The 16,077-nt window shown below is 48.6% G+C and carries 16 protein-coding genes; 14 read left to right on the top strand and 2 right to left on the bottom strand.

The window, feature by feature from the left end:
• Nucleotides 1-293: 293 nt before the first annotated feature.
• A complete protein-coding gene (locus tag ACQ76X_RS31235) occupies nt 294-491 on the bottom strand; it encodes a YjzC family protein (protein WP_038598253.1) in 198 nt (65 codons plus the stop codon).
• A 215-nt stretch (nt 492-706) separates the two neighbouring features.
• Between ACQ76X_RS31235 and rpsF the strand changes: the two genes are divergently transcribed.
• From rpsF to rpsR, 3 genes are read left to right on the top strand one after another with little or no spacing between them, the layout of a single operon-like run.
• Nucleotides 707-991: a 30S ribosomal protein S6 gene (rpsF, locus tag ACQ76X_RS31230; RefSeq protein WP_438497643.1), complete on the top strand. Its 285-nt coding sequence runs from the start codon at nt 707-709 to the stop codon at nt 989-991.
• A gap of 47 nt (nt 992-1,038) precedes the next feature.
• A complete protein-coding gene (gene ssb / locus ACQ76X_RS31225) occupies nt 1,039-1,545 on the top strand; it encodes a single-stranded DNA-binding protein (protein WP_438497642.1) in 507 nt (168 codons plus the stop codon).
• Nucleotides 1,546-1,566: 21 nt separating this feature from the next.
• Nucleotides 1,567-1,839: a 30S ribosomal protein S18 gene (gene rpsR / locus ACQ76X_RS31220; protein ID WP_019914552.1), complete on the top strand. Its 273-nt coding sequence runs from the start codon at nt 1,567-1,569 to the stop codon at nt 1,837-1,839.
• Between the two features lie 79 nt (nt 1,840-1,918).
• Here the strand turns inward: rpsR and ACQ76X_RS31215 are convergent, their stop codons facing one another.
• Complete coding sequence (locus ACQ76X_RS31215) at nt 1,919-2,239, bottom strand: hypothetical protein (RefSeq protein WP_438497640.1); 321 nt, start codon at nt 2,237-2,239, stop codon at nt 1,919-1,921.
• A 220-nt stretch (nt 2,240-2,459) separates the two neighbouring features.
• Here ACQ76X_RS31215 and ACQ76X_RS31210 point away from each other — a divergent pair, with 220 nt between their 5' ends.
• The 11 genes from ACQ76X_RS31210 to ACQ76X_RS31160 all read left to right on the top strand — a co-directional run bounded on the left by ACQ76X_RS31210 (nt 2,460) and on the right by ACQ76X_RS31160 (nt 16,069).
• Entirely contained in the window at nt 2,460-2,834 is a 375-nt protein-coding gene (locus ACQ76X_RS31210) for a VOC family protein (protein ID WP_438497639.1), read from the top strand.
• Nucleotides 2,835-3,239: 405 nt separating this feature from the next.
• Nucleotides 3,240-5,222 carry an endonuclease MutS2 gene (locus ACQ76X_RS31205; RefSeq protein WP_438497638.1) on the top strand — a complete coding sequence of 661 codons (1,983 nt, stop codon included), beginning with the start codon at nt 3,240-3,242 and terminating at the stop codon, nt 5,220-5,222.
• 271 nt (nt 5,223-5,493) lie between these two features.
• Entirely contained in the window at nt 5,494-7,209 is a 1,716-nt protein-coding gene (gene opp4A, locus ACQ76X_RS31200; protein WP_438497636.1) for an oligopeptide ABC transporter substrate-binding protein, read from the top strand.
• Between the two features lie 437 nt (nt 7,210-7,646).
• Nucleotides 7,647-8,675 carry an LCP family protein gene (locus tag ACQ76X_RS31195; RefSeq protein ID WP_076111856.1) on the top strand — a complete coding sequence of 343 codons (1,029 nt, stop codon included), beginning with the start codon at nt 7,647-7,649 and terminating at the stop codon, nt 8,673-8,675.
• Nucleotides 8,676-8,865: 190 nt separating this feature from the next.
• Nucleotides 8,866-9,291: a CBS domain-containing protein gene (locus ACQ76X_RS31190; RefSeq protein WP_076111710.1), complete on the top strand. Its 426-nt coding sequence runs from the start codon at nt 8,866-8,868 to the stop codon at nt 9,289-9,291.
• Nucleotides 9,292-9,509: 218 nt separating this feature from the next.
• Entirely contained in the window at nt 9,510-9,821 is a 312-nt protein-coding gene (locus ACQ76X_RS31185; protein ID WP_036706324.1) for a MazG-like family protein, read from the top strand.
• Nucleotides 9,822-9,827: 6 nt separating this feature from the next.
• Nucleotides 9,828-10,745: a DUF2232 domain-containing protein gene (locus ACQ76X_RS31180; RefSeq protein WP_038598241.1), complete on the top strand. Its 918-nt coding sequence runs from the start codon at nt 9,828-9,830 to the stop codon at nt 10,743-10,745.
• An 11-nt stretch (nt 10,746-10,756) separates the two neighbouring features.
• Nucleotides 10,757-12,763 (top strand): DHH family phosphoesterase, encoded by a 2,007-nt coding sequence (locus tag ACQ76X_RS31175; protein ID WP_438497635.1) that lies wholly within the window; start codon nt 10,757-10,759, stop codon nt 12,761-12,763.
• Nucleotides 12,760-13,206: a 50S ribosomal protein L9 gene (rplI, locus tag ACQ76X_RS31170; RefSeq protein WP_038598236.1), complete on the top strand. Its 447-nt coding sequence runs from the start codon at nt 12,760-12,762 to the stop codon at nt 13,204-13,206. Before ACQ76X_RS31175 ends, rplI begins: the two co-directional genes overlap by 4 nt.
• Before the next feature lies 1 nt (nt 13,207).
• Nucleotides 13,208-14,569 carry a replicative DNA helicase gene (gene dnaB / locus ACQ76X_RS31165; protein ID WP_038598234.1) on the top strand — a complete coding sequence of 454 codons (1,362 nt, stop codon included), beginning with the start codon at nt 13,208-13,210 and terminating at the stop codon, nt 14,567-14,569.
• A gap of 213 nt (nt 14,570-14,782) precedes the next feature.
• Nucleotides 14,783-16,069, top strand: coding sequence for an adenylosuccinate synthase (locus ACQ76X_RS31160; RefSeq protein ID WP_438497633.1), 1,287 nt, complete (start codon nt 14,783-14,785; stop codon nt 16,067-16,069).
• The last annotated feature ends 8 nt before the right edge of the window (nt 16,070-16,077 follow it).

The following is a 16,077-nucleotide window of genomic DNA, read 5'->3' as shown; positions in this document are numbered from 1 at the left end:
TTTGTACTTAATTAACAACAAAAAGAGGAACCCTTTCGGGTCCCTCTCCAGAGGCAGTACATCAATGATGTTCGGAATTTCTCTGTGTAAAGCCGCTAAAGTGATTGGGTTGTGCTGAAACTGTGCTTTTTTTAGGAGCCCAGCCCTTACTCTTCCCGGGTTACAATAGTTGCTGAATCAGAATCCCAGTGATTGTGTTCGTCTACGACGTCCAACGGAACCACACCTCTCTTTTGTACTGCCTGAGTTTATTATGGGACAGGATCGACTCTTTTATACATGGTGCTCAAAAATTAATGGACCCGCGCTTTCTCGACCTTTTTCCATTTGCGGTTTTTGTTGGTGGTTTCGGGGAAGGTATCACCCTTTTCCATTTCAATCCGTTTCGGATTACTGATTTGTGTGTGGAAGCTGCGTGCTTCGCCTACTTCCATGTAGACACCGGGGTTAGGTGCTTTGTCGCCTTTTTCATATTCCGTCTGTTCGCCCATGATATCCCTCCTTCTCTAGAGTGGTGAATACAGTTATATTGTGCGCACTCATGGGGTTGTTCATGTAGCTAAAAAGTACCTGGAAATGGCATTGATTAATATTGCTTGCACTCGTCAGAACTATTTGGTATATTAATATGGTGCGAGTCTATGTTTGTGCTCGTTCCTTGCTCCTGACGTGATCAGGGGCCGCAGACCATAAGGAGGTGAAAATTATGCGCAAATATGAAGTCATGTACATTATTCGTCCTGACATTGAACAAGAAGCCGTTCAAGCAGCAGTCGAAAAATTCCAAGGCATCATCTCCAACGGCGGAGAAATTACAAAGCACGATGTGCAAGGTAAACGCCGTCTTGCGTATGAGATCAAGAAATTCCGTGATGGCGTTTATGTTTTGGTTAACTTCAGTGCAGAACCTGCAGTAGTTACCGAATTGGAACGTCTCATGAAGATTTCTGACGAAGTAATTCGTTATCTCATTACGAACGACGTTGCCTAAGATGTTGACAAGCTTTGTAATTGATCGCGTTAAAGGAGGGGATTGAATTGTTGAACCGTATCATTCTGATCGGTCGGTTGACCCGTGACCCGGAACTTCGTTATACTCCCGCTGGTGTTGCCGTAACGCAGTTTACACTTGCTGTAGACCGCAACTTTACGGGCCAGAACGGTGAACGCGAGGCGGACTTCATCCCGGTAGTAACCTGGAGACAGCTGGCTGAGACCTGTGCCAATTACTTGCGCAAAGGACGACTGGCAGCCGTGGAAGGACGCATCCAAGTACGGAATTACGAGAATAACGAAGGTAAACGTGTATACGTAACCGAAGTCATTGCCGATAATGTCCGTTTCCTGGAATCTTCGCAGAACCGTGAAGGCGGAAATACACCAAGTGGTGCAGGTGCTCCTGAAGAACCAGCCTATGGCGGTGGCGGCGGTAACAGTGGACGCGGAAATAGCAATAATTTCTCGCGTAACAACAACAATAATCAAGATCCTTTTTCGGGCGATGGAAAACCGATCGATATATCGGACGATGATTTGCCATTTTAATAAGGAAGGACTGAACTGAACATGGCTTTCAAACAAAGAGAAGGCGGAGACAACGACAAAAGACCGGCACGTCGTGGTGGACGCAACAAGCGCAAAAAAGTGTGCTACTTCACTGTGAACAAAATTACTCACATTGATTATAAAGACACTGAGCTTCTTAAGAAGTTCATCAGCGAACGCGGAAAGATTTTGCCGCGTCGTGTAACAGGTACAAGTGCAAAATACCAACGCGCTCTGACCATTGCTGTAAAACGCTCGCGTCAAATCGCGCTGCTGCCTTACACAACGGAATAGGACGTTTTATACAAAGCAGCCGGGCAACCGGCTGCTTTTTTATTTGCTCATAAACGACACCCTCCCGCATTAACTGGCCTCAGCTAAATAGAAGAAAGATGACAAGCAGCACGGCGAAGAGGGCTAGCCTGACGAGCTGATGGCTTGCAGTTACTTTGCCATGAAGATGAATTCCGTTCATGATGGCACCGGACTGAATCAGGATAAAACCAAACGATAGCAGGACGGCTGCGGTCAAAGTATGCCCCCAGAAAAAGGAGGTCAATGCAATACTGAGTGCGCCGGCAATGAATAAGACTGCTGTACGGGCAGGGACCTGACGCTGCCGCAACTGAATCAGACCCACTCCAAGATGCAGTAGCGCATAAAGATAACTAATGATAAACACTGCAATGATCATTCGGATTATCCCCCTTCAATTATTAATTGTATTGAATCATGTGAATTGAAAGTAGGATATACAAAGTGTTCCATATATAAATGGAAACACATGTGTATTAGGATTTATTACATAATGTCTATAAGGATGCCCGCTTGGTCATAAATACTTAATTGTATATAATGAGTAAGTGATGACGGAAGCTAAACAGCCGCATAATATACTTGTTGGAGGCATAAAGATGGTCAGTGCAAGCCCCTTTGTAGTCATTGAGAATGTACAGGAATCGGTAGAATATTATCAGAGCGTGTTTGGCGGGGAAATAAAGATTTTGAATGAGCATAAAGGCAAATGGCTGCATGCAGAGCTGCATCTGGGCCAGAGTCTGATCCATTTCTCCGATGATTACGGGAAAGGCGCCAAGACGGAAAATGTAAGCATTATTATGGGGCTGGACAGTGAGGAACAGCTGCGCGGCATTTATGACAAACTGATTGAGGGTGGGGGTCAAGTTCTGGTTGAGCTGCAAAAGACTTTCTTCGGCGCCCTTCATGGACAAGTTGCAGATAGTAAGAATAGAATTAGTTGGGTATTGAACTGTTTTGTTGCCAATTGACGGATGCCACAGAATGTAGTAAATTACAGTTATCCTAAACTAAAGGGGAAATTTTGATGTTGGTGAGCGTTCTTAACTAAGCAATTTCATATTACCTGAACAATTAGCTGCGCCAGGTATCGGATTAGGCGATACGTGTGCTCTGTTTGAGTCTGTCCCGCGACATGCTCTGGTTGTTGAAGGTGAATGATTTAGTTAAGAACACACGAAGCGTCACGATGGCCTCTTTACGGCTGTTGTTCTCTTTGTAATTAACCGTGCTCTTGCAGCACGGTTTTTTCTGTTTTCAGAGACAACACCATATAAATGAGGGCAAGGACTGCCGTAGTGGCAGTCTTTGCCCTTTTTTGCGTTAGGAAGAATCACGCCTGATACATTCAGGTCGACAATAGAGGAGGAGAAACATTGAATCTGCAAAGTTTGAATACCCTTGAATACGAAGAGATCAAACAGGATTTGGCACGGCATGCAGTATCCTATGAAGGAAGAAGATATGTAAGTGAGCTGGCACCGATGACTTACCTGCCGGCAATCCACCGGGCGATGGATGAAACGGATGAAGCCTATGAGCTGCTGGGAAGAGGGGCAAGTGTTCCGCTGCCTTCTCTGGAGGGAATCGAGTCGATCATGTCACTGCTGGGTACCGGATATATGTATAACGAGCAGGATCTCATGTCGGTATGCACCTTTCTGAACAGCTGCAGCCAGCTGCGCAAGTATATGGCCTCCAAGGAGCAAAGTGCGCCGCGGATCGCCGCCTACGGTGCCTCTTTACAGGAATTGAGGCATGTCAGAGAGGAAATTGAACGCTGTATCCGATTCGGGGTCATAGAAGACCAGGCGAGTAAAGGGCTGGAGAGAGTGCGCAAGCGTCTGGCAGTAGCTAAAGAGCGGCTGAACAGGAAGCTGGAGAGCATTATGTCCAAGCACCAGTCTATCCTCCAGGAGAATCTGGTCAGCATGCGCGGCGGGCGTTATGTCATTCCTGTAAAACGCGAATATCACAAACAGGTGAAAGGCTCAGTGCTGGATCAATCCACCAGCGGGCAGACTGTGTTCGTCGAGCCTTATGATATAGCCGCCCTACAAGGTGAGCTGGAGCTGCTGGCTGCTGACGAGGCAAGGGAAGAGGGTATCATTCTAAGCATGCTCAGCGGCATGGTAGAACAGGAGCAGGAAGCCTTGCGGGTCAACATTGATGTGACCGGCACTTATGATTTCATCTTTGCCAAAGCCAAGTACGCCCGCACACTTGGGGCGAGGAGAGTGGCTTTGAATGACCGTTGTTACCTGAGGATGAACGGCGGCAGGCATCCGAAGCTGAAGGATATGGTGCCGGTCAGCCTTGAGTTTGGCAAGGGCTATAAGTCTTTGATTGTAACAGGCCCCAATACTGGCGGGAAAACAGTTGTGCTCAAAACGCTGGGCCTACTGACCTTAATGGTGCATTCCGGAATGCTGGTTCCTGTAGAGGAGGACTGTGACTTTGCTGTATTCAGCGATGTAATCAGTGTTATCGGAGACGGACAGAGCCTGACGCAGTCGCTGAGCACTTTTTCTGCCCAGATGAAGAGCATTGAGGGAATGCTGCAGGATGCCGGCAAAGGGGTGCTGCTGCTGATTGATGAGCTGGCGGCAGGGACAGATCCCGGTGAAGGTTTTGCTCTCTCGATAGCCATTCTTGAGGAACTGAACCGCAAAGGGGCGAATATCATTGTCACTACCCATTTTAATGAGCTAAAAGTGTTTGCTGCTTCAACCCCGGGATTCCAGAATGCGCGGATGGAGTTCGATAAAGAGACACTCCGGCCGCTCTACAAGCTGACCATTGGCGAGGCGGGTGAAAGCTACGCGCTGCAAATCGCCGAGAAGCTGGGTATCCCGGGCAATGTAATTCAGCGCTCGCAGCAGCTTGTAGCCCAGCAGCGGGAACAACAGGGCGGGAGAGTGATCTGGAGCAGCCCTAATGCCGGGCACACAGGGCACAAAACTGACGGATTGAGAGTGTCCGTTGAATCGAATGAAGAGGACAAAGAGCGGACACAAGAAGGCGGAGAACAGATTGACTCTGCGGAGGAAGCAGACAGCAAGAAGCAGGCCGTAAGTTTTGAGGTAGGCGATGCGGTGTATGTCAGCTCCCTTGGGAGAACGGGGATTGTGTATGAGAAGCGAAATGACTTGGGAATGGTTGGGATCATGATTCAAAAGAAAAAAATGCAAATAAATCACAAACGCCTGAAGCCCTACCTCTCCAAAGCGGAGCTGTACCCTGACGATTATGATTTTGATATTATTTTCGAGAGCAAGGATACCCGTAAAAAGCGCAAGCTGATGCGAAAAAGGCATGTTGAAGGCGTGTCGATCATCCATACGGATGAGGAACAATAGGCATAAATTCTGAACGGAGGTCTGCCCCGAAAAGGCAGGCCTTTTTGTGTCCGCCGCACAAAGGTTACAAATATGGTCTTTTCTTTACGGAGAATATTGTATATCCTCTATAATGTGGTTTATCAAAACCGTGTTTTAAAAATTTTACGCATTAACTGATATATATAGCTTAAATTGGAATGACAACTAAATTTTAATAATAATTCAGTAAAATAAACATTAGAAAACGCTTCCATATAGGGTTAGAGGAACAGAAGAAAGGAAGGAATTCATGCATAAACGTAAACTTGGCGGAATGCTGATGCTCATGGCTTTTCTACTTTCAGCATGCAGCGGTTTAGGCTTAAGCAATAATTCAAATACAATATCCTTCAGCAAAACGGCTGATGAGGCAAAGGCAGGGGGTACCGTTACCTATGGCTACACCTCTCCATTCCAGGGATTGTTTGAACCGGCTTTTTTTGAAGGAGATGATGATTCCAATGTTCTTGATTTCATTACGGAGGCTATGTTTACCGTCGAGGATGACCTGACAACCGTACCGAATATTGCTTCCTGGCAGGAATCCGAAGATCATACCGTGTTCACATTCAGCATTAAACCCGGTGTCCGCTGGCATAACGGCGATGAGCTGACGGTGGAAGACTGGAAATTTGCACTTGAGACAATTGCCAGCCCCGACTACACAGGTTCAAGGTATTACAGCGTGGAAATGATTAAGGGAGTAGAAGATTATCATAGCGGAAAAGCGAAGGAAATCTCCGGAATCAAAGTCATTGATCCTTATCGGCTGAGAATTACGGTAAATGCCGCACGAGTAAATACAATTGACAATTTGTGGCCTTATCCGATGAACAAGAAATATTATAGCGGAGTGGCTGTTAAAGATATGCCGGAAAGTGATCAGGTGCGGAAAAACCCAATTGGCATTGGCCCTTTCGAGGTAACTCAAATTCAGCCGGGGCAGCTTGTGGAAATGAAGCGATTTGACCATTATCACCGGGGAAAGGCGTTGCTTGACGCTGTTGTATATAAGGTAGTGGATCCCGAGAGCCTTTCTCCCCAGTTCGAGGAAGGCATGATCGATATTGGAACGGTTCCGCGGGATAACTTTGCAGCCATAAAGGACTTGGATAATATTGAGGTTCTGCAGTCACCGGAGCTGTCCTACGAATACATAGGCTTCAAATTTGGACATTGGGATGATGAAACACAGCAAAATGTCATGGATAACCCCAAGTTTGCAGACAAGCGCTTGCGCAAAGCTATGTATTACGCACTGGACCGTCAAGGTATTATCAATAAATTCTCCAATGGGCTGGGAACGCTGATTGAAACTCCGGTCCCCAGTACAAGCTGGGCCAAAATTGCCGATTCAGAAATTAATACCTATCCTTATCACCCTGAACTTGCCAGGTCATTGCTTGATGAAGCGGGATATGTGGATGTGGATGGCGACGGCTTGCGCGAGGACCCCAAGGGAGCTAAATTCATCATTCACTATGATGCCATGAACGGCAGCAAGACCTCAGCGCCGCGCACGCAGGCGATTCTGCAGAATTGGCGGGAGGTCGGCCTAGATGTACAGCTAAACGGCGGAAGTCTGAAAGAGCTGAATACGTTCTACGAAGCGGTAGAGAATGATGATCCTTCGGTCGAGTTGTTTAACGGGGTATGGGGACTAGCCAGTGACCCGGATCCGTCAGGCTTGTGGCGCTCATCGGATCTGTGGAATTATTCGCGCTGGTATTCAACCCGCAGTGAAGAACTGATCCGTGAGGGTGTGGGCACCAAGTCGTATGACAAGGAGCATCGCAAGCAGGTGTATTATGAGTGGCAGAAGCTGATTAACGAAGAGGTTCCGATGATCTTTTTTGCCGAACGGGCCAATATTACTGCTGTTAATCATCGACTGCAGGGCGTAAGAGTAAATGCTATAAGCAATATTGTGGAGCCGCAGAAGTGGTGGATTAAGGATATCGATTAGACATTTGAGACCGCAAAAACCGCATCCCAAGAGATCGCGGGGGTTGCGGTCTTTTTGTGTTAAAGCCTAAGCTGTCAGCAGGTTTTTAAATATTTATTTGTCAAGCTGCATAACAAAATAGAGTTTTGCTCGTCATATACTTTATGGATTACAAGTAGCTGCAGCACAAATGATGTCGGTATTTGTTGTTTCTTTTTATGCGTCAAGTGATTACAATAGAAATATTGTTTCTGTGTCAAAGTTGTTTTCCAGGTTTATTCAACAATTAGAATGACCCTAATTCCTGAAAGGGGGAACACTAAGACTGAATAGGGCAGAGAGCATGTTCAACAACAAAAGAAACACAGTCATGACTGTCTGGTAAGCAGCAGGCAAGCATTATAAATAGAGCTTCAAGCAATCCTGTGTATATTCCACCATAAAGAAGGAATCTAATGATGAAGAAGAAAAAAATGAAAAAAAGGTATATTGCCCTTATAGCACTTGTAGTCGTCCTTGCGGGAGGTTTTTTGTTTCAAAAACAGCTGGCCGTATTGGCTTTTGATCTTTTCCTGTCAGACCGAGTCGAAAAAACATTGGCGGAAGAATCTTATCAGCCGCTGAACGACAACAAAGTCAAACCGGAGCCGGTTGTTTATAAAAGCGACCCGTTCTCTCTTATGCTTCTGGGTACAGACCAGCGTGACAATGAAACGGCGCGTTCCGATACGATGATCTATGCGGTCATTCGTCCAGAGGATTATAAGATGCTGCTCATTTCCATACCGCGTGATACGTACACCGAAATCATCGGGCATAATGACAACAAGAAAGACAAAATCACACATGCGTACGCATTTGGCGGCCAGCAAATGGCTAAGGATACGCTGGAGGCGCTGCTGGGGCACGATATTCAATATTATGCCACAATTAATTTCCAAGGCCTCAAGGATGCGGTGAATGCCATTGGAGGCGTACCGCTGCCGATTAAGAAGGATATCGTAAATAAAGGCAAGGATCATGAGAAATTTACGATTGAGGGCGGCAAACCGAACTACGATGGTGAAGAGGCGCTCAATTACACCCGTTACCGGGAGGACAGTGATTTTAACCGGACCAAACGGCAGCAGGTCTTTATTGATGTGGTTGCGAATAAAATGTTATCAATCAGTCAAATCGGCAAGATCCCTGAGCTGCTGGACATTATGGGTGAAAATTTCAAGACCGATATCGAGCCGTCCACCATTATTAGCCTGGCCAAGAAATTCATGAGCGGCAAAGACATGGATATTTCCAGCTTTACCGTGATGGGTGAAGGGGAGCGTATCAACGGATTGTATTACGATATCATAGATGAAGAAGACTTGAAGGAAGCGAAGGCCTTGATCGACAATTGGATGAGTGCCAGCACACCGGTTGATCAGCTGATTGAGCCGGGCAAAGCGGAGAACGCGCTGGAGCCTAAGGCTACAGCTCAAGCACAATAGAACGGTCAGGACGAATATCATATCCTTAAAAAAGCAGCAGCCATGTGCAAGGTTAGTGGCTGCTGCTTACTGTCTTCATGGTATAATGAGATGGAACTTATTGCTTCCTGAGGCGTATAACTACAATGGCCCTATAACAAGGGGAAGGTAAGTGTTAATTCCTTCGGAACTCTTTGAGGAGGATCAAGAGATGAATATTGCGTTTTTTTTACTTCCCAAGCTGGAGGTCGCGTGCGTGACACTGGATTCAACGCTGCGGCAGACTCTGGAACGGATGGAATTTCACCGCTATACTGCTGTACCGATCCTGAACCGGAACGGAGAATATGCCGGAACTGTAACAGAAGGCGATTTGCTCTGGTACATGAAGGACTCGGGCGGGGCGGTTACGTTTGAAAATGCTTCAAAATATTTGCTTAAAGATGTGCCGCTGCGGATGAACAATCTGCCGGTATCGATCGACGCCGATATGGAGGATTTGATTAATCTGGCCAAGGTGCAGAACTTTGTGCCGGTGGTCGACGATATGAACCGATTTATCGGTATTGTCCGCCGGAGTCAAATTATTGAATATTGTGAGAAGGTTGTTTCGCGGCAATCGCAGGAATCGTTATAATTTATTGATGCATAAGATGCAAATGCAGCAAGGCCTGTATTTCCGGCAACAAACGGAATGCGGGCCTTTTTTGAAGAGGGATGGCTCGTAGAAGCGGTGTTAACGGGCCTATTGTCTGAAGACAAACAGGGCTCTTTCCGGGGGGCTGACGTCCCGTGTGGCTGGGAAATATTTATGCTATAATGGAGAATAATGCTTTTTGCCGGAGGTTAAGAGACATGCCCAATGTGCCGAAGGATTTGGATGTGGCCAAACGCGCCAAGGTAATTGAGTGGTTAAAAACCGAAGTAATTGATCAAGTCTCAAGGCTGTTCAAGGCATTGTGGGAAGGCAGCACCGCCCGTGTGGGCGACAGTCTGGCCAGCCTGATTATGAGCTCATATATTCTGGGGCGCAGACTGGGTATTCCCTATCGAGAGCTGGATGATTTATTAATCGAAAAGCTTAGAAAGCACAGGCAGGAAGGGCATCAGCTTGAAGAATGGTACCAGGATATATCTGCGTTAGAAGAACATATGCGTAAGAGGTGAATACTGTTGAAATTTCGCTGGACATCTGTGGCATGGAGCATCGTCTACTTGCTGCTGCTGCTATCCTTATCAACCCCGCTGCTCATTATCACTACCCTTTTCTTGATTATTCCGGCTGTAGTGCTATTCACTACTCTGAGTACTAAACAGTTTATTGTGCATCTACTGCCAGTACTCCTGATTGTAGGCCTGATTACACCTGTTTACGTAGTGTTAGCGCTCTATTTCTTAATCCCGGCAATAGTTATGGGACGATGGTATAAGAAACGCGCTTCGGCGCTGTCCACCATCCTTGCGGGAACCGTTACGATTTTAGGCGAGTTTCTGCTGCTGCTGGTGATCGGTACGGCGCTGTTCAATTTTGATCTCTCCAGTTATGTCAATGATATGATGCAGATGGTTACGTCCCCGCTCTCTGATCTGGGCACGGGCAATCCGCTGATGACCGAGTTCAATCTTACATCTGAGGATGTAAATACAATCAGTCATATGACCATACAGGTTATTCCTATGACGCTGATTCTGAGCTCATTTATGATGGCTGTAATCACCCACTCCATTGTCCGCCCCATCCTTAACAGCATGGAATATGCGGTTCCCAAGCTGAAGCCTGCGCGTGAATGGAGACTTTCAAGATCATTTATCTGGTACTATCTGTTGGGAGTCGTAATTAACCTGCTGTTTGGCAATTCAGACAACAGCTTTATGCTGATGATCTCGGCCAATCTGCTGCCATTGCTGCAAATTGTATTTAAAATCCAGACTATCGGATTCCTGTTCTTCGTGGTCTATGAGCGTAAATGGAGCAAGATTGTGGCGATACTGCTGGCACTGCCGGTTATTTGGCTGCCGGGATTATGGATTATCGGTATTATCGATATGGCGTTCCCACTGCGAGAGCTAGTGAAGAAATCGAAACGATAGGGTGAGAGCTCATGCCTAAATTTCTGCAAAGACGCTGGCACGGCTATCATACCGTATGGGCGTTCCTGCTGCTGCTGGTCCTTATTATAGTCGTCAGTATCTATAACTGGGCTCTGGGGATTGCCAGCCTGTTCCTGGCCGGCACTTTATGTTTCTCCATGCTGCAAGCGGAGATCTCATTCCGGCGCAACCTGGTGGAATATATCAACGGGCTTTCTTTCCGCATCAAGCGGGTGGAAGGTGAAGCGGTCAGCATGCTTCCGCTCGGCATTATCCTGTATAGCGAAGACCGCACGGTGGAGTGGAACAACCGCAATGCCGGTGACATCTTCTCCCGGAAGTCCCTGGTAGGCGAAGCGCTGCAGGAGCTGCTGCCTGAGGTGATGTCCTCTCTGACGGGAAATGTGCCGGTCAAGCGGGAACCGGCCAAAGAGGGCGTGCTCAAGGACATCAGACAGGAAATTTCAGTGGATGACCGGTATTATCAGGTTGTGGCTATACCCAGCGAGCGTCTGCTCTATTTGTATGACATTACCGAGCTTGTGGTTCTTCGGGAAAGGTATGAAGAAGAGAAGCTGGCCATTGGTATTGTGATGATGGACAATCTGGATGAAGCAGCCCAAGGCATGGACGATCAGCAGCGCACTTCGCTGATCGCCAAGGTAGCCAGTGAGATTACGGAGTGGAGCAAGCAGTTTGAAGTATACTTGCGGCGGTTGTCCTCAGAGCGCTACTTGATGCTGCTGAATCACCGTAGCCTTCAGGCGCTGGAAGAGAGCCGGTTCGTTGTACTCGACGAAGTGCGCGAAATGACGGCCGACCTCAAGGTGCCGATGACGCTGAGCATAGGCCTTGCCTATGGTTCAGAGTCCGCCAGTGAGCTCGGAGCGCTGGCGCAATCCAGTCTGGACATGGCGCTGGGCCGCGGCGGGGATCAGGCAGCCGTTAAGGCGGGCCAGAGGCTCTCCTTCTATGGAGGTAAGAGCAACGCGGCGGAGAAGCGCACGAGAGTCCGGGCGCGGGTCATTGCGCATGCGCTGCGTGACCTGATGCAGGAGAGCGACAGAGTGCTGATTATGGGTCACCGTGTCCCCGATATCGATGCCGTAGGGGCTGCTATTGGGCTGCTTAAGGCGGCACAGATGTACAATGTGGAAGCAAACATCGTGATGGAGCCGCCTAATCCGTCCATCACTAGGATGATGGAGCAGATCCGCCGCGATGATGAGCTGTACAAAACCTTTGTTACTACAGAGCAGGCACTCCAGATGATGACTGAACATACGCTGCTGATTGTCGTGGATACGCACAAGGCCTCCATGACGATGGAGCCGCGTCTCGTGCAGTACGCCAGCCGCATTGTTGTTGTTGACCATCATCGCCGGGGTGAGGAGTTCATTAATGATGCGGTGCTGGTCTATCTGGAGCCCTATGCCTCCTCCACCTGCGAGCTGGTAACAGAGCTGCTGCAGTACATTCATGACAAGATTAAGCTCAGTCCGCTGGAGGCTACCATGCTGCTCGCGGGAATCACGGTCGACACGAAGCATTTCGCGTTGCATACCGGCTCGCGAACCTTTGAAGCGGCAGGGTTTCTGCGGCGGATCGGCGCGGACACGATCCTTATCCAGCGTATGCTGAAAGAGGATTTGCAGGAGTACATTTCCAAAGCGGAAATTATCAAACATGCCCGGATGGTGTATGATCATATTGCACTCGTTGTAACCTCACCGGGAATGAAAATTCCACAGCTCTTAATTGCCCAGACAGCGGATACGCTGCTTGGAATGACGAATGTGGTGGCTTCATTCGTGATCAGTGAGCGGCCTGACGGCCTCATCGGCATCAGTGCCCGGTCACTCGGACGAATGAATGTGCAGGTGGTCATGGAGAAGCTCGGCGGCGGAGGGCATTTGTCCAACGCAGCGGTGCAGCTTGAGGGAACATGCAAGCAAGCAGAAGCCAGACTAATGGAAGTTCTGGCTGAAATTGAAGCGAAAGAGGGGCTATTCGAATGAAGGTCATTTTTATAAAGGATGTTAAAGGTCAAGGCAAGAAGGGGCAAGTGAAAGAGGTATCGGAAGGCTATGCAGCGAACTTCCTGCTGCCGCGTGGCTTGGTACGCCCGGCCACAGACGGCAATGTGAAAACTCTGGAGAATCAGGCAGCAGCCGAGCAGCGCCGTAAGGACCAGGAGAAAGAAGAAGCGCAGCAGCTGGGTAAGAAGCTGGACGAGCTGACGCTGACCCTGAAAGCAAAATCGGGTGAAGGCGGCCGTCTCTTCGGCGCTATTACAAGCAAGCAGATCGCCGAAACTTTGGTGGAAACACAAGGGATCGTAATCGACAAGCGCAAAATTGAGCTGAGTGATCCCATTCGCCATGTAGGTACGTTTCAGGTAAGTGTGAAGCTGCATACTGAAGTAAAGGCTAACCTTACGGTTCAGGTAACGGAGGAGTAAGATGGGTGGAGATCTCTTTTTCGATCGGATTCCCCCGCAGAACCTGGAGGCAGAGCAGGCTGTAATCGGTGCTGTTCTGCTGCAGGATGAAGCGCTGGTTACCGCGATGGAGCGGGTGAATACCGAAGACTTCTACGATAAACCGCATCAAATGATTTTTGAGGCGATGGTGCAGCTCGGAGAAGAGAGCCAGCCGATTGATCTGGTTACGCTGACGTCCAGACTGCAGGACAAGGGACAGCTTGAGGATATCGGCGGTGTCAGCTACTTGGCTAAGCTGGCGCATGCAGTGCCGACTGCGGCAAACGTGGAATATTATGCGCAGATCATTGAAGAGAAGGCGATGCTGCGGCGGCTGATCCGTACAGCGACGCAGATCGTCAGTGAAGGGTACACCGGCGGTGAGGATGTAGCCGATATGCTGAGCGATGCCGAGCGGCGGATCCTGGAGATCTCCAACCGCCGGAGCGGCAGTGGCTTCATCGCCATCCGCGATGTGCTCATGCAGGTCTTCGACCGCGTGGAGCTGCTTCATCAGAATAAGGGGGGCACCTCCGGGATTCCAACCGGCTTTGCCGACCTTGATCATATGACCAACGGCTTCCAGCGTAATGACCTGATTATTGTAGCGGCCCGTCCATCCGTAGGGAAGACGGCATTCGCACTGAATATTGCCCAGAATGTAGCGGTCCGTGCCAAAGAGACCGTAGCCATCTTCAGTCTGGAAATGTCGGCGCCGCAGCTGGTACAGCGTATGATCTGCGCGGAAGCCAACCTCGATGCCAACATTATGCGTACCGGTGATTTCAAAAGTGATGATGATTGGTCGAAGCTTACGATGGGGATTCAGTCCTTATCTGAAGCAGAAATCTATATTGATGATACTCCCGGGATCACGGTTACAGATATTCGGGCGAAATGCCGTAGGCTCAAGAAGGAAAAAGGCCTCGGCATGATCGTCATCGACTACTTGCAGCTGATTCAGGGCCGCGGCAAGGGCGGAGAGAACCGCCAGCAGGAAGTCTCCGAGATTTCCCGTACCCTGAAGCAGATTGCCCGTGAGCTTGATGTTCCGGTCATTGCCCTTTCCCAGCTTAGCCGGGGTGTGGAGCAGCGGCAGGACAAGCGCCCGATGATGAGTGACCTTCGGGAATCTGGTTCCATCGAGCAGGATGCCGATATCGTAGCCTTCCTGTATCGTGATGACTACTATAACCAGGATACCGAAAAGAAAAATATCATTGAAATTATTATTGCCAAACAGCGTAACGGCCCTGTCGGCACTGTAGAGCTTGTGTTCCTGAAAAATTTCAACAAGTTCGTCAACTACGAGCGGGCACACTCTGAACCTTTTGCAGGGTAGATCATTTATTCACAATTCCCGAACGATTGCACATTTCCTTGTGTGATCGTTCGTTTTTATTTGACTTTAAAAAGTACCACTGTTACACTGGTTATTGTGCTTTAGCGGGTTAAAACTGCTTTGGCGTCCGGAGGGCTGCGTACATAAGAACGCTGTACAGAGCCCATATTATGAAAAATAATGGTGCTAGCTTGCACCTACGGAGGAATGAATATGTCAACGGTAGTCGTCGTGGGAACACAATGGGGAGACGAAGGCAAAGGGAAGATCACGGATTTTCTGGCAGAGAGCGCAGATGTGGTCGCCCGGTATCAGGGGGGTAACAATGCCGGTCACACGATTCTGATTGACGGAAAGAAATTCAAGCTGAGCTTGATTCCATCAGGTGTATTTTATAAAGAAAAGACTTGTGTAATCGGTAACGGAATGGTTATTAATCCGGAAGCCCTGATCCAAGAAATTAATTATATTCATGAGAACGGGTTTGACACCAAAAATCTGGTGATCAGTGATCGTGCCCATGTCATTATGCCATATCATATGCTGCTTGATGCCTTGGAAGAAGACCGTAAAGGCCCGAACAAAATCGGTACTACACGCAAGGGGATTGGCCCGGCGTATATGGATAAAGCGGCACGCAACGGAATCCGGATTGCCGATCTGATGGATGCCGAGGAATTTGAGCTGAGACTGCGCCAATTAATGGAGGAAAAGAATCAGGTCATTACTCAGGTATATGGAGCGGAAGCTTTGAACGTGGAAGAAATTCTGGTCAAATATCTGGAGTATGCAGAAGTGCTTCGCGGTTATGTGACTGATACTTCAGTGGTTCTGAATGATGCTATAGATACTGATTCCAGAGTACTGTTTGAAGGTGCACAAGGTGTAATGCTGGATATCGATCAAGGGACTTATCCGTTTGTTACATCGTCGAACCCTTCGGCTGGCGGTGTGTGTATCGGTTCTGGCGTGGGTCCTTCGAAGATCAAGCAGGTTATCGGGGTTGCCAAGGCCTACACTACCCGTGTTGGCGATGGTCCGTTCCCTACTGAGCTGAACGATGCTACGGGTGATTACATCCGTGAAACAGGCCATGAATATGGTACTGTAACCGGACGTGCACGCCGTGTGGGCTGGTTCGACAGTGTCGTTGTCCGTCATGCCCGCCGGGTCAGCGGAATTACCGGTCTGTCGCTCAACTCGCTGGATGTGCTTAGCGGCCTTGAGACGGTGAAGATTTGCACCGGCTATAAATTCCGCGGCGAGGTGATTACTCACTATCCGGCCAGCCTCAAAATGCTGGCTGAATGCGAAGCCGTCTATGAGGAGCTTCCAGGCTGGAGCGAAGACATTACCGGAGCGAAGACACTGGAGGATCTGCCGGCCAATACGCGCAGATATGTGGAGCGGGTATCGGAGCTTACAGGCATTCCGATTGCCATCTTCTCCGTGGGACGCAACCGTGAGCAGACCAATCAGGTTCTGCCTATCTATATCTAAGTGATTCC

The organism is Paenibacillus sp. IHBB 3054, from assembly GCF_051594305.1.
Lineage (GTDB): Bacteria > Bacillota > Bacilli > Paenibacillales > Paenibacillaceae > Paenibacillus_AQ.
Note: the sequence above shows the minus strand (reverse complement) of the source record. Positions and strands in the feature narration are given on the sequence as shown.